11 protein-coding genes are annotated in these 14,309 nt (G+C 62.7%); 2 read left to right on the forward strand and 9 right to left on the reverse strand.

Going from position 1 to position 14,309, the window contains the following annotated elements; translation table 11 throughout:
• Nucleotides 1-470 precede the first annotated feature (470 nt).
• Nucleotides 471-1,787 carry a UDP-glucose dehydrogenase family protein gene (locus tag EUU22_RS18160; RefSeq protein ID WP_129333392.1) on the forward strand — a complete coding sequence of 439 codons (1,317 nt, stop codon included), beginning with the start codon at nucleotides 471-473 and terminating at the stop codon, nucleotides 1,785-1,787.
• 67 nt (nucleotides 1,788-1,854) lie between these two features.
• Here EUU22_RS18160 and EUU22_RS18165 read toward each other — a convergent pair whose 3' ends face one another.
• The 9 genes from EUU22_RS18165 to EUU22_RS18205 form a co-directional block, all read right to left on the reverse strand.
• Nucleotides 1,855-4,170, reverse strand: a complete 2,316-nt coding sequence (locus tag EUU22_RS18165; protein ID WP_129333393.1) for a polysaccharide biosynthesis tyrosine autokinase — start codon at nucleotides 4,168-4,170, stop codon at nucleotides 1,855-1,857.
• 93 nt (nucleotides 4,171-4,263) lie between these two features.
• A complete protein-coding gene (locus EUU22_RS18170) occupies nucleotides 4,264-5,169 on the reverse strand; it encodes a UTP--glucose-1-phosphate uridylyltransferase (protein WP_129333394.1) in 906 nt (301 codons plus the stop codon).
• A 4-nt stretch (nucleotides 5,170-5,173) separates the two neighbouring features.
• Nucleotides 5,174-6,169, reverse strand: a complete 996-nt coding sequence (locus EUU22_RS18175) for a glycosyltransferase family 2 protein (RefSeq protein WP_129333395.1) — start codon at nucleotides 6,167-6,169, stop codon at nucleotides 5,174-5,176.
• A complete protein-coding gene (locus EUU22_RS18180) occupies nucleotides 6,166-7,116 on the reverse strand; it encodes a glycosyltransferase family 2 protein (RefSeq protein WP_129333396.1) in 951 nt (316 codons plus the stop codon). Before EUU22_RS18180 ends, EUU22_RS18175 begins: the two co-directional genes overlap by 4 nt.
• Nucleotides 7,113-8,135: a glycosyltransferase family 2 protein gene (locus EUU22_RS18185; protein WP_129333397.1), complete on the reverse strand. Its 1,023-nt coding sequence runs from the start codon at nucleotides 8,133-8,135 to the stop codon at nucleotides 7,113-7,115. Before EUU22_RS18185 ends, EUU22_RS18180 begins: the two co-directional genes overlap by 4 nt.
• Entirely contained in the window at nucleotides 8,132-9,343 is a 1,212-nt protein-coding gene (locus EUU22_RS18190; protein WP_129333398.1) for a glycosyltransferase family protein, read from the reverse strand. Before EUU22_RS18190 ends, EUU22_RS18185 begins: the two co-directional genes overlap by 4 nt.
• Before the next feature lie 28 nt (nucleotides 9,344-9,371).
• Nucleotides 9,372-10,160, reverse strand: coding sequence for an endo-1,3-1,4-beta-glycanase ExoK (gene exoK, locus EUU22_RS18195; RefSeq protein WP_129333399.1), 789 nt, complete (start codon nucleotides 10,158-10,160; stop codon nucleotides 9,372-9,374).
• Nucleotides 10,161-10,176: 16 nt separating this feature from the next.
• The gene (locus EUU22_RS18200) at nucleotides 10,177-11,256 is read right to left on the reverse strand and encodes an acyltransferase family protein (RefSeq protein ID WP_129333752.1); all 1,080 of its coding nucleotides are present in this window, start codon (nucleotides 11,254-11,256) and stop codon (nucleotides 10,177-10,179) included.
• 422 nt (nucleotides 11,257-11,678) lie between these two features.
• Nucleotides 11,679-13,166: a lipopolysaccharide biosynthesis protein gene (locus tag EUU22_RS18205; protein ID WP_129333400.1), complete on the reverse strand. Its 1,488-nt coding sequence runs from the start codon at nucleotides 13,164-13,166 to the stop codon at nucleotides 11,679-11,681.
• 124 nt (nucleotides 13,167-13,290) lie between these two features.
• Between EUU22_RS18205 and EUU22_RS18210 the strand changes: the two genes are divergently transcribed.
• Nucleotides 13,291-14,265, forward strand: a complete 975-nt coding sequence (locus tag EUU22_RS18210) for a glycosyltransferase family 2 protein (protein WP_129333401.1) — start codon at nucleotides 13,291-13,293, stop codon at nucleotides 14,263-14,265.
• The last annotated feature ends 44 nt before the right edge of the window (nucleotides 14,266-14,309 follow it).

Below are 14,309 nucleotides of genomic sequence, written 5' to 3' on the forward strand. Positions count from 1 at the left end.
GGTTCAAGACAGAACACGTCTATCTAACATTGACGTAAACGTCAACGAGGGGGGATGTTTCGCCCCCGACGTTATTCGCGTGAGGGGTCATGTTTCGGGTGCTGGTCGCATCATCGTCGACGGAAGAATACGCGTAGTCCGCTTGTCCAGCGATGATATGGTGGGTCCTGATCCCAAGGACATGTAGCGATTTGTGCTTAGGGTTCGTGCCGCGCGGCGGATCTTGGCGGGCGCATTTTTCTTTCGAATCCGTGAGGTTGCGCGGGCATGCGAACCCGCCCGCCCGTGATAGCCCGGAAGGCTTATACTCCCGCGCTAATGCTTGGTTTTTCCGTCCGGTTGCGCTAATCCAGAAGCCGTTACGCCTTCCGGAACGTTTGTTTGCAGCCGGATTCGGTTGACCGTTGCTGCGGTCCCGGTGATGTCGCATCCAGCGGCATCCGGCTGGTTTTTTGCGAGTGGAGTGCATCTTGCGGATAGCGATCATTGGCACCGGCTATGTCGGTCTGGTTTCTGGAGTATGTCTGTCGGAATTCGGTCACGACGTCGTCTGCATCGACAAGGACGCGTCGAAGATTGCCCGGCTGAACAACGGCGAGGTTCCGATCTACGAACCGGGACTCGAGGACATGATCGCCCGCAATGTGGCGGCCGGGCGGCTGCATTTCACGACGGAACTCGCCGGCCCCGTCGCGGATGCGGATGTCGTATTCATCGCTGTCGGCACGCCGTCGCGCAAGAGCGACGGCCATGCGGATCTGAGCTACGTCTATTCAGCGACGCGCGAAGTGGCCGAGGCGCTGCGTGGCTTCACCGTTCTCGTCACCAAGTCGACGGTTCCGGTCGGCACCGGCGATCACCTGGAGCGGATCATTGGTGAGGTCAATCCCGATGCCGACGTCGCCGTCGTCTCCAATCCGGAATTCCTGCGGGAAGGGGCGGCGATCGCTGACTTCATGGCGCCCGACCGGGTGGTGGTCGGATCGAATGACGATCGGGCCAAAGCGGTGATGGCCGAGGTCTACGCTCCCCTCGATTCCGAAAGGCATCCTGTGGTCTTCACCTCGCGCCGCACCGCCGAACTCACCAAATATGCGGCGAATGCGTTCCTCGCGCTCAAGCTCGCCTACATCAACGAGATCGCCGATCTTTGCGAGGAGGTCGGGGCGAATGTGCAGGATGTTTCGCTGGGCATGGGCCTCGACAGCCGTATCGGCCGGAAGTTCCTGAATGCCGGTCCGGGTTATGGCGGCTCGTGCTTCCCGAAGGATACCCTTGCGCTCGTAAAAACCGCCCAGGATCACAACAAGCCGATCCGCCTCATCGAGACGATCGTCGGCATCAACGAGACGCGCAAGCGTGCCATGGCGCGCAAGGTCGAACGGGCGGTCGGCGGTGATGTCCGCGGCAGGACGATCGGCATTCTCGGGCTGACCTTCAAGCCGGATACCGACGACGTGCGGGAATCTCCGGCCTTGTCGATCGTTCAAGCCTTGCTCGACAAGGGCGCGCTGCTGCAGGCCTACGACCCCGAGGGCATGGAGGCGGCGCGCGACCTGATGCCCGAGATCGACTACCGCGACGATGCCGAAGCCGTCGCACGCGGCGCCGATGCGCTGGTGATCATCACGGAGTGGGAGGAATTCCGTTCCCTCGACTTTCCGAAGCTCAAGGACCTGATGAATGCGCCGGTCCTGGTCGACCTGCGAAACATCTACTCGCCGGCGCACGTCGCCGATCATGGCTTCGTCTACGAAAGCGTCGGGCGTTCGGATCGCTATCGCTGAACCCTGGACGCAACACAGCCTCCGCCGAACATGTAGATGCGTGCGGCGGAGGCTGCCGTTCGTGTGATCAGTAGTACTTGTCGTACTCCCGTCGGAATTTCTCCTGCCCGCCGAAATCACTGTACTTGGCAAGCTGCGTCATGTCGGTCTTGTTGAGCAGCACGCCGAGAATCTTTGCAGCGATGTGCGGCTCGGCGGCGAGAAGGTCCGCAACGAGCCGGCTCGGCGTCTTGCCCCATTCGACGACATAGATGAAGCCGTCGGCGTGGGCCGAAAAGGCTTTCGCATCGACGACCGGTCCGATCGGAGCCAGATCGACGATGACGTAGTCGAAGATCTGGCGGGCGTTTTCCAGGATACTCGCCATGCCCGGCGAGGCGAGCAGCTCGTTGGTGTGGGGATGGGCGTCGCCGTTCGGGCGCGGGGCGACCGGAAGAACGGCGAGCTTGGACTGCTGGTCGACCCGCACCGCGTTCGTCCATGTGATATCCCCGAGGACGGCTTCCACAAGGCCCGCCTTTGGAACGGGTTTCAGCATCCGGCTGAGCTTGGGATTGCGCAGATCCGCGTCGATCAGAAGCGTTTTTTTGCCCGAAGCCGCGAGCAATGCAGCGAAGTTGGCGGCAACCGTCGTCTTGCCTTCTCCGGGCATGGCCGACACGATGCCGATGACCCGGCTGGGACGACCCTGCAGCACGATGTCGGTCGCAAGCTTGGCGTTCCTCAATGTCTCCGCGAAAGCCGATCGCGGCGTGTCGAGCACGATGCGCGTCATGCGTTCGAGCGGCATATGGGCCGGTGGTGGCGCGGGGCGTCCCCGTCGGCGGTCGAGCGCCGCACGGAGGCGCTGCAGGGGCGTTTCAGGCGTGGCGCCGACCAGCGGCAAATAGCCAAGAGAGGTCTGGCCAAGCGCCGACCGGACGTCGCTTTCCAGCCGGAAATAACGTTCTCGCATCTCTTGGACGAAGGCGAGTGCGCCGCCGGCCATGAGGCCGAGCACGGCTGAAAGCGCCAGAACCAGGGTCTTCTTGGGACTCGACGGCGAGACCGGCACGCCCGGCTCGGAGATCACGCGTGCCTCTGCGATGGGGAAGGACTGTTGCTGCGAGGCTTGCTCGTAGCGGTCGAGATAGGACTGGTAGAGCGACTTGAGTGCGGTGGCACGCTGCTCCAATTCCCTGAGCCGCACCATGGACTGGTTGGCTTCGGAGTTCTTGCCCGTCACACCCTCTATGCTCTTGCGAAGGGACTGCTCACGAGACTGCGTGACTTCGAACTCGTTGCGGTAACGTTCCGTCAGCCGCTGCATCTCCTGAAAGATCTGCTGGGCGACGTCGTCCTTCTCGGCTTTGAGGGCCACCGCCTGCGGATGATCGGCGCCGAAGCTCGCGGTGATATCCTTTTCCCGTCGCTCTATCGACAGATAGCGTCCCCGGAGATCCTGAATAACGGCATTGTCGGAGCCGTCGGAGGCGGCTGTTGCGTTCTTGACCGCGTTGTCGCGTCCCTGGTCGATGATCGCCTTGAACTGGTTGTAACGCGCCGAGGCGCGCGCCGCGTCGGCCTGGGCGATGATGAGCTGGCTGTTGAGGTCGGAAAGCTGCTGTTCCGACATCAGCTCTCCACGTGCCGAGGTGAGTCCGTTCTCCGCCTTGTAGCGCTCGGCCTCGAGAGAGGCTGCCTGCGCGCGCTCCCTCAGGCTGTCGAGCCGCTCCTGCAGCCAGACGGATGCGCGCTCGGCCGCTTCGAAATTCGCGTTCAGCTGGTCGGCGAGATAAGCATCACTGTACCCTTTGGCGACACGGGCGGCGAGCTGCGGGTCCGGCGAACGGTAGGAGAGCGCCACCACGGAACTGCGGCCGACACGCTCGACCGTGATCCCCTGCTGAAGAAGGGCGGCCGCCTTCTGCCGGGCGCCGGCGATCGCGGGATCATCGGCAGTCGCCGCGCTAAAGAGGCCGACGGAGCCGCGCAGCCAGGTCTTGACGATGGACGGCAGAGACTTGGGCGGATTGAGAATGGTCTCGTTTTCGGCGAGGCCGAGCTCATCGACCACCCTCAGGGCGAGCTTGTTCGACTTCAGGATTTCCACCGCGCTCGAGATTTGTGTGTCCGCCTGCTGCTTGCCCTGTACCGAGGTCTGCTCCTCCTGCGCAAAGCGGGAAAGGTTCTCATCAAGGAGAATCTGCGTCATCGACGTATAGATGGGCGTCGTGAAGACCAGATAGGCGATGCCGAGGACGACGAAGATCGCGGCGGTCAGCGTGATGATGCCCGCCCGGCGAAGGACCGCCGCCAGTAACCGGTCGAGGTCAATGAAGGAGTCGGAATCGTCCTTCTCGCGGGACAACACGCCGTTCAGGGGAATGGTTCGCTGGTGCATGGCTGCGCCTTCATCTGGTGTCGGGTAAGCGGCCCGGATCATGTCCGGACCGCTCTCGTCATCTTTCGCCGGCGACGCGCCGGAGGGTCGTCACTATGCAGCGCGGATGCGGCCTTCGTGAGACAAGACCATGTCGCGGACGGAATCGAACACCAGCCCGCTGATGTCGTCGCGCGCGAGCGCAAAGGCCACATTGGCCTCGATGAAGCCGTGCTTGCAGCCGCAGTCGAAGGTGCGGCCCTCGTAAGGATGGGCATAGAACGGCTGGCTTTCCGACAAGGTCACCATCGCGTCGGTCAGCTGGATCTCGTTGCCGGCACCCCGGCTTTGGTGGGCGAGAATGTCGAAGACCTCCGGTTGAAGAATGTATCGGCCGTTCAGATAATAGTTCGAAGGGGCTGCGCTCGGCTGGGGCTTCTCGACCATTTCAGTCACGGTGAAGCCGTGAGGCACGCCCGCTCCCTTGCCGACAATTCCGTATTTCGACGTATCTTCCGGCGCGCACTGTTCTACGCCGACGACGTTGCCGCCCGCTGTGTGATAGAGGTCCATCAGGCCCGCCAGGCAGCCGCGGACGCCATAGGAAATCATGTCGGGCAGCAACAGTGCGAAGGGTTCGTCGCCGACGAGTTCGCGGGCGCACCAGACCGCATGGCCGAGACCGAGTGGCGCCTGCTGGCGCGTGAAGCTTACCGAGCCTGCGGTCGGCAACATGTCGGCGAGTTCGGAGACCTGCGCCGTCTTGCCCGACCGGGTCAGCGAAGAGACCAGTTCCGGCGCATCATCGAAATGGTCCTCGATCGCCTGCTTGTTGCGGCCGGTGACGAAGACGATCTGCTCGATGCCGGCCTCGCGCGCCTCGTCGACGGCATACTGGACGACAGGACGGTCGACGATAGTCAGCATTTCCTTCGGCATCGCCTTCGTGGCGGGCAGAAAACGGGTTCCGTTACCCGCGACGGGGATCACGGCTTTCCTGACGGTTTTCACTGGGTCCATGGCACTATCCTTTGCTAGTGTGTGGGCCTGCTGCCCGGGGTGGATCTTTTCGCGGCGCTGAAGACGGCGGACCGATCAGCCGCCGTAGCCGCGCGACAAGCGGCATTCTCAAATGCCTGAGTGCCAGGGGGTCGCGAAGTGCGGTCACGAGGGCCGGAGCTATGGCTCCCTCCTTGAAATGATCGATCAGCGAGAGGAACGAGCGAGCCTGCTCCAGACTTCTTCTGCGCCGCCGCTGCGCCTTGAGGGTTGCCGTGTCGAGCGGATAGGACCGAACGAAGGCCGTGTCGGCGGCAAGCATGGCTTCGACGTGATGACGCTTGAGAACGCTTGAGATCGAACCGTCCGTGAGGTGATAGGCATAGCCGACACGCGGGTTGACGGCGCACCGGCCGCCGACAGCGAGGGCTGATGCGAGCAGAATGTAGTCCTCGCCGATCTTCAGGTTCTCGTCGAAGCGCAGCCCGTGTTCTTCGAGGAAACTGCGACTGAAGACGGGCTTCATGTAGCCGTAGTTATAGGTCGACCGGAAGAGCACATTCGAGGAGATGAAGGCCTCGAGTGTCATCCACGGCTGACGGGAGAGCTCGGCCGCGGCGAACATGGCGCGGCGCGTGCCCTGCGGCGAGACGATATCGAGATTGTCGACGATAACGTCGGCATCCGTCTCCTCCGCTTGGCGGACGAGACGGGAGAGACGGTCGCTGTAAATCGTGTCGTCGGCGTCGAGAACCGCGAGCCACCGTCCCGAGGCGGCGTCGAACGCGGTGTTGCGCGCCCCGCCGGGGCCTTTATTGTGCCCGTGTGCGATCAGCCGGACGCGGGGATCATCGATCGCCAGAACGATCTCACGGGTCGCGTCACGGGAGCAGTCGTCGACGACGATGACCTCGACGCTGACATCATCCTGCATCAGTGCACTCACAATCGCGCGCTCGATCGTCGCCTCGGCATTGAAGGCGGCGATCACGACAGTGACGTCACACGTCGGCTCGATCATGGGGTGCTCGCCTCCAGCTTTCCGTATTGATGAATGATGCGGGCGCCCGCCAGACCGGTGACGACGCCGGCATGCATAATGGCCCGCAGGAGATATCGGTTCCGCGGCATGGCGAAGAGCGCGAGGAGTAGCCCCGCCGTTGCGCAATAGCCGGACTTCGCGGCGGCGAGAGCGATCTGGAGCGGCCGTGCGGTTGCCGACGTGCCCTCTGCCTGCAGGCGGCCGTGGGTCTGGCCCATGCGATAGCGCCGGACAGCAAGCCAGCCGAACCGCGCTCGCTGCTCCGGCACAGGTTCGAACACCAGCGCCTCGGGAGAGAAGGCGATCTTGCCGCCAGCCCGGTTCATCTGTGTGAAATACGCGGTGTCCTCCCCGCCGCTCTTGCCGAGCGCGAGATTGAAGCGGCGCCCCGCGACGACCGGTGATGCGAGCCGCAGCAGCACATTGCAGGTGTACCCCGTGCGGATCTCGCCGCGAACCCAGACCGGCCGGGTCGAATGAAAGTCGCCGCGCCGCATCCAGCCTGGTGCGCGCTCGTCATAACGCGCCGCGACGGGGCCGAGAACCGCATCGGCGCCGCTCTTTCGGGCTGTCGCGAGCAGGTTGGAGAGCCAGTATTCGGATGCCGTCTCGTCGTCGTCTATGAAGGCGAGATATTCGCCGGCCGCCTCGTCGAGGCAGGCATTGCGCGCGATCGAAATGTTGCGGGCGGGGCAATGAACATAGCAAAGGTCGTATGGCAGCAGCCTCCGCATCCGTTCAATGAGCGGTTCTGCGCTCGGCTCCACGTCGTTGTCGGCGACGATGACGCGAAGGGTGACCCCTTCAGGGGTCTCGATGGTTGCGAGCGACAGCAGCGTTTTCTCGAGGGACAGGCGCTGAAAGGTGCAGACGCCGATGTCGATCCGCGTTGCCGCTGCGGCTTCCGTGGACTGAAGCTGTGTCATCGCGACATCTCCCCGCCTGTCGCCCGGACCGGCGTGCGATTGCCGGTCGCGATCACCTCACGCCAGAAGCCGGCGGACCAGGCGAAATGCATGACCATCGCGGAGACGGCGGCGAGCGGCCCGTGCGGATTGCGCTCCCCGATCGCCAACCAGGTGCCGTAGCCCAGGCAGGCGGCAGCCCATAGCGCAAACGGAATGGCAGCGGCGGCATTGAAGACGGTGAGCGCTGCCCCGATGGTCACGGGCACGACCGAGAGCGGGATCATCTGGCGGATGCTGGGCCACGAACGGTGCTTGAGGAAGTTGCGGGCGCGGCCACGGCCATAGCCGAAATATTGCCGGTAGAGCGACACTGGGTTCGCCCTCGGATAGTAGACCATGCTGGTCTTGTCGGTCATCCAGATGCGATATCCCGCCTGATTCAGGCGGTAGTCGAGTTCGGCATCCTCGTTGTGGTTGAACGCTTCATCGTAGCCGCCCATCTTCCGGAAGGCCGCGATCTTCATCAGCGCGTGATGGCCGTGATCGGTCCAGTGGCTGGCGGCACCGATGCGGTGACGCGAACCGCCGTTGCCGAGACGCGAGTTCTGGGCAAGTGCCGTCGCCTTCTGGAACAGGCCGAATCCCACGGTCTGCATGCCGACCACGACGGAATCCGCTCCCGCGGCGAGCGCCTCGGCCACCAGTGTCTGGCAGTAATCTTCCGGATAGCCGCCATGGGCGTCGATGCGGATCAGATAGTCGCAATCAAGGCCGTAGGTCGCGACCGCGAGATTGACGCCCGCACTCTGGATTTTTCTCGGATTGGCGAGAAGCGTGACCTTGGGATTCTCGCGCTCGATCCTTTGGACGATCTCGCGGGTTCCGTCTGTGCTGCCGCCATCGGCGACGATGATCCGGGCATCGAGGTCGGCGAGTGCCTTGTGCAGATTGCCGATGACCGCTTCGATGTGTCCGGCCTCGTTGAGGCAGGGTATGGCAATGAGGCACCGCACCGACTTCAGCTGTTCAGCCGTCATGATAGTCCTCCTTGATCGCGATAGGTCGGGGAACCGGCCACTGCCACGCTTGCAGCGCCGTCTGCATTGGTTGAGAGCGTCGCGAGTCGCCTGACGAGGGCTTCACAGTCGTCGCGCCGGACGCTCCAGAGAGAAGGATGTTGTTTGGCGACGGTCTCGAAGGCGTGCCGATAGCTCTCTTCATCCATGCCTTCGAACAGCTCCTGAAGGCGGGAGCCATCGGCATCGGGAAGCACGAGTCCGATTTTCCTGTCCTCGAGGAAACGAGCCGTCTCTGTGCCGGCAAGGGCGATCGGAACAGCGCCGTGGCGGCAACCTTCGTACAGGCGGTTCGGCAGCAGCCAGTTGGAGTTCTGTCCCTCCTCGAAGAAATCGATGGTCCAGACGTAATCCACGCCGGCATAGATCGCCGGGAGATCCTCGGGGTTGCGGTAAGGACCTCTGAAGGTCATGTGGGGCTCTGCCGCGACGACGTTGTCGAAGTCTTTCAACTCCGATCGGGCGGGGCGGCCGCGCAGGACGATCTCGACTCGACCGCCCATCGCGCGTGACAACGCGGAGAGCATCGCCAGCGAACGACTGCAACGTAGCGCCCCGAACCAGCCGATCCGCCATGGATCGCCCTTCCTGCGTTGCCGCACCGGCGCCGGTGCGTCGGCCTCCTCTCCGAGCGCGAGAACCTGGTTTTGCAGGAGGAGAACGGGGAGGTCGAGCCCGGAAAGGGGGCGGAAATAGTTCTCGACGAAGGCAGGGGAGCTGGTGATCAGAAGCTTTGCTTTTTGCCCGAGACGCGCTTCCGCACCGCGCAACATCCGACCGACGAGATCGCCGCGGAGCAGGAGACGATGGATGTCGAGGCTCTCGTAAACGATCGGAACACGGCCGCCGAAGGCCGTGACCGCCCGGTTGGCGACCGCGAGCATTTCGAGATTGCGTGCGATGATGACGTCCGGCCTGGCCACGTCACGAAGCTCCCGGCTGATGCTGAGGCAGGCCTTTCCCACCGCGCCCAGACGTTGCGCGAAGCGGCCGTCGGCAGTGACGCCGAGTTCGATCGGGCGCAGACCCTCCACCGCCGCCAATGCGTTGTCGCCGCGGCGGAAGCCGGCAAGTGTTACCCGCGCGCCACCTGCCGAGAGCATCAGCACCCGGCGACGAACGGCGGGGTCGGCGAGATCATGGACGAGGTAAAGCACGTGAAGCGTCATTGCATCCGTTCTCCAGGATAGGGGCGGCTCACTTCAGCTTGCAGACGAGAGAACCCTCGAACTGGCACTTGTCTCCTGCGGCCGTGAACGCCACCTGTTCGATCTGCATCCGCGCCGGGCCGGAGAAAGCGAAATTGCCCATCCAGTCCTTGAGCGTGTCCGTGCCCCAGAGGCTCAGGAAGATCTTCTGTGCGTTGACCGGCAGCTTTGTCGGATCCGTGACCTCGTGGGCCATTTCGCCGTTGACGAAGAAGCGCAACCGGTCCTTCTCCCAGACAAAGGCATAGTCGTTGAAGCCCGTGTCGGCGCCGCCGGGCACGTCGACCAGAGCCTCGTTGCCGCCCTTGCGTGAGACGTACTGGTTGACCTGAACCTTCGACGTGTCCCTGCCGAGCACCTCGAAGTCGATTTCATCATGCGGCTTCTTGTCGGCGGGTCCGATATAGCTGAAGAAGGCGGAGTTCAGGCCAGGCCCGGTTGCCGCCTTCATCCGGATTTCATAGGTCCCGTAGCCATACCGCTTGCGGGTCTGGATCTCGCCGCAGGCATAATCGCGATCGCCGGTCTCCTTCTGGTCGAGTGTCAATGTCAGGAGCCCGCCTGCCACCGATACCTGCGACTTCGACCAGGTGCAGTTCTGGTGCGGACCGTTGTTCCAGCCGTCCGACACGAACCAGAACGACGTATCGAGCTTGTCGAAGGTTTCGACGAAAGATGCCCCGGTCACGCCTTCCTGAGCACCGGCGGCGGTTGGCGCCAGTGCCAGGAGGCCGATGATTGCAAGGCGGTGGCATTCTGTCTTGCCGAGAGATGTCATCGTCTTTCACCTTTGCCTACGAAGAGTATTCGGAGCGGGAGGCCACGACCTCGGTCGGCGGGTAACGTCGCTTGCGGCCGCTGTCTGTCCGGTTGCCGGTGAGGATGGCGTGAAGCCCGGGAGTTGCGCGTTTCACAAGACCGTGGGTCGTGGTCAGAAACACCAGCGTCAGCACCGGCGCCGTGAGATAGAAGAGTGGATAGGAGGCCGAGCCCATCCGGTTCCACGCCATCCACAGCAGGATGAGGAGTGGGTAGTGGCCGCAGAAGATCCAGAAGCTCAGGCCGCCGCCGGAGGCGAGTCGGGTGCCGAAGCGGGTACGGACGAGGAGGCTCGACAGTGCCCAGGCGCCGAGAATGCCGGCAATTGCCGTGAGACTGCGCAGCATTTCGAGCCATAGAGGATATTCGGGCCCGGTTGCGTAAAGTCCTGCCGCCAATAGCAGCGACGCCGCGCCAACGGCGAGTGTTATGGACGTGGCGTGTTCGTCGAGACGCTTGACGTCGATCTGGTGAAGCGAGGCATAGATGCCGAGGCTGAAACCGAACAGGATCGATTTCTTCAGGAATATCAGGTTCGGAACGGGCAGCACGGCATACGCCAGGAACAATGCCAGCGTGAGATGCGGAAAGCGCGTCACAAGCTGGCCGAGAAGCGGAGAGAGAGCGATGCAGAGCAGAAGATCGCGCAGGAAATAGAGCGGCAGGTTGATCGGCCAGTCCTGGACGGCAAAGGCGAGGCTCGCCAGTTCGTGCGACGGGGCGCCTGCAACATCCGGAAGGTAGCCGACAGCAACGCCGTTCCTCTGAGCGGCGAAGGCGAGGATCAGGAAGGCGCTGTTCCAAATCATGAAAGGAAGAAGAACCGTCACCGCCTTGCTGCCGAGTACCCTGCGGTAGTCAAACTGTGTGAGGCCGCGACGGAAAAGCAGATAGCCGGAGATTGCACTGAGGCACGGAACACCGATACGGAAGAGGCTGTCTCCGAGATAGACTCGCAGCCAGTCCACGGTGCCATAGTTCCCGAGATAGGGACTTCTTTGCGGATCGTAAGGTATGTGGACGAAAACGATCCCTGCGATCAGCAGGAGCCGCATCAGATTGATCCGCGATGAGACGTTCGCGTCGACGTTCACGATGGCAGTCACCCCTATTGGGCCGCTCCCCCTAAGCAGCCGTTTCAACCAGAGCAGACTTGAGCCCGCATCCTTAAGCTAGGGGTGCGAAGAGGTAGAAAATATGGCAGTGCAGCGAGAAAATGCCGCCGACTATATTGCGTCGCACAATTGTTCTGATGGAGGCCCTTCCTCGGGAAAGGTCTCGAGCTCTTGAGTATTGTCAAAAAAACGCAGGATTGCAGACGGTTACGATAATCAACGATATGGTTGTACGTCGGGGGCAATAGCGGCCGTCGGCGGCCAGATTTTTTCCCCGTGAGAAGCCCGGAAAACTCGCGCCGCCCCAATGGCGGGTCCCAACGGAATAGATCGTGCCCCAATTGAGGCACGCATCACAGATTCTATTCCGCGATCGCCGCCGCCGTCGTCGCGGCTGGTGTGGTCTTGCGCGCAAGCGCCATGAGCGTCCGCAGCAGGGGGCGTTCGGTGAGCAGGATGAGAACCGTGTAAATCACGCCTCCGACAAGGATGCCGACAACCATCTGGAGCGCCGGATTGGGGATGATGTGCCCGTAGGTATCGAGAAGCGCACGCACCGCCACCGCCATGACGATCGAGGTGAACATGGGGCGACTCGCCTGGAGGAAACCGCGTAGGAAAGGCTTGTCGTCGGCCCTGAAGACGATCCAGGAATAGCCGGCAAGAACGATTGCGTTGACGATGCAGAGCGCGATCATCGCCTCGACCAGGGATCCCCGCAACGCTCCGGTCGCGACGGCGGCAGTGGTGACAGCCGCGCGCAGGAGGGCCCACCAGAAGAGGACGCCCCCACGGCCGATACCCTTCAGATAGGGAACGAAGGTACTGCAGGGCGTGAGAATACCCTTGGATATGGCAAGCAGACCGAGCACTGGCCAGGCATAGGCCCACTGCTCGCCGAACAGCACGCGCATTGCAGGTTCTGCGACCGCCCAGAGACCGAACATCATCGGAGCAAGCAGCACGGTCGTCACCTGCGTGCTCAGCATCAACGCCTGTGATCGCCGTTCGCGATCATGCATCATGGAGCTGAAGGCCGGGAACAGAACGCCCATGACCGCGGACAATACCACCTGGTTCGGAATGCTCGAGAATCGGTTGGCCGCGGAATAGGCCCCCGCATCCGCCAAACCGAGATGGCGGGAGATCACCACCATCGGCGACTGGAACGTAACGAAATTGGCGACCTCGGAGCCCATCATCCCGAGACTGAAACGGGTGAGTGCGAGCACGCGGCGCATGCTGAAGGCGAATCCCGGGCGATAGCGCGAGACGGCGTAGAGGCCCCAGATGCGGATGAGGGCGGAGGAGAAGAGTTGTGCGACGAGCGCCCACACGCCGACGCCGGCGAGCGCAAGCACCAGCGCGATGGTCGCACCGAGCGACTCCGAGATCATGCTCCACAGTGCATCCTTGGAGAACTGCATGCGCCGGGCAAGAAGCGCATAGGCGACGTCGCCGCCGAGTTGCAGCGGGATAAGCAGGCACATCGTCCGCAGGAGGTAGGCGGCCTCCGTGGCTCCCAGCATGCCGGCAATGGGTTCCGCGTAGACATAGATGACGAATGCCAGCAGCGCCGAAATCGCGAGATTCGTCCAGAAGACGGAGTGGACCGTGACCGCGTCCTCGTCCTCCTGGAGTATCAATGCGGAGGCGAAACCGGCCCCGCCGATCATCGCGAGGAACTGAACCGCGGCGAGCGCCACGGCGACCGCGCCGAACTCGTCCGGTGACAGGATGCGGGCCAAAATAGGCACGGTGACAAACTTAAGCCCGAATGTCCCTGTCTTGGATAGGACGCTCCAGCCGACGTTACGGGTCACCGATTTCGCGTTCACTGCTGGGGGCATGACGACATCCTTTGTAGACGAACCAGGGAACGACGACGACAAAGACGTAAGCGCCGGGCGAGAGCCGCAACCTGTCTGGAGGAGGCCAGGCAACCTCTTTTAGGTAAACTGCAGGGGCAAAAAGATGGCGAAGTTTTCAGTTATCATTCCGTACTACCAGAAGGAGCCGGGCATTCTCAGGCGTGCGCTCGGTTCTGTTCTTGCCCAGACCTACCGTGATTTCCATGTCATCGTGGTCGATGACCAGTCGCCCTATCCGGTCGATGACGAGCTTGCGCCGCTTCCCGCCGAAGCGCGCGACCGGCTCACGGTCGTCCGTCAGGCGAATGCCGGACCGGGTGGCGCGCGCAATACCGGCCTCGAACACGTGCCGGACGACGCGAACTTCGTCGCCTTTCTTGATTCCGACGATTTGTGGACGCCTGATCACCTGCAGAACGCCTTTGTGGCGATGACGCAGTTCGGCGCGGACTGCTATTTCGCCTCGATCACCGGCGGCGATGCCTTCTACTATCACTTCGGCATGGCAGAGCTAGAACGGAGCGAACGGGCGGTGCGCCTTTTCGACGATCCGCTGATGATCGAGCTCCCGGAGCTGTCACGGGTCATGTTGAAGAACTGGAGCTTTCTGCACTTATCGTGCATGGTCCTCGGACGGCCACTCTTCGAGACCGTGCGCTTCGAGGCGGAACTGCGCCTTGCCGCTGAAGACGTCCTCTTTTTCTGCGATAGCGTGCTTGCCGCCCGTCGGACGGTGCTCTGCGACGCAGCCGGTGCGGTCCGCGGCGAGGGCGTCAATATCTTCCACAGCATCGACAACGACTCGCCGCAGTTCCTCAAGCAGCAGTTCAACACGTGGGTGGCGCTCGACACTCTCGAGGGCCGTTTTCAGGGGCGCCCGGACGAGGTCGCCTCCATCCGAAGCTACAAGCAGACGGCGCGAAGGCAGGCACTCTGGAGCCAGGCTCGCCTCGTCAAGCGACGCAAAGTCCCACAGGTGAGCCTGCTCGCACGATGGTTCTGGCGCGATCCCGCCATCCTGCAGAGCGTCATGCAGCTGGCGGTCGGGAAACTCGTTCGCCAGTCATCCGCCAATTGAGTTCGAAATGTTTTCCGCTGTCCGGCGGGACCGCGTTCTCGCGA

The organism is Ciceribacter ferrooxidans (genome assembly GCF_004137355.1).
GTDB lineage: Bacteria > Pseudomonadota > Alphaproteobacteria > Rhizobiales > Rhizobiaceae > Allorhizobium > Allorhizobium ferrooxidans.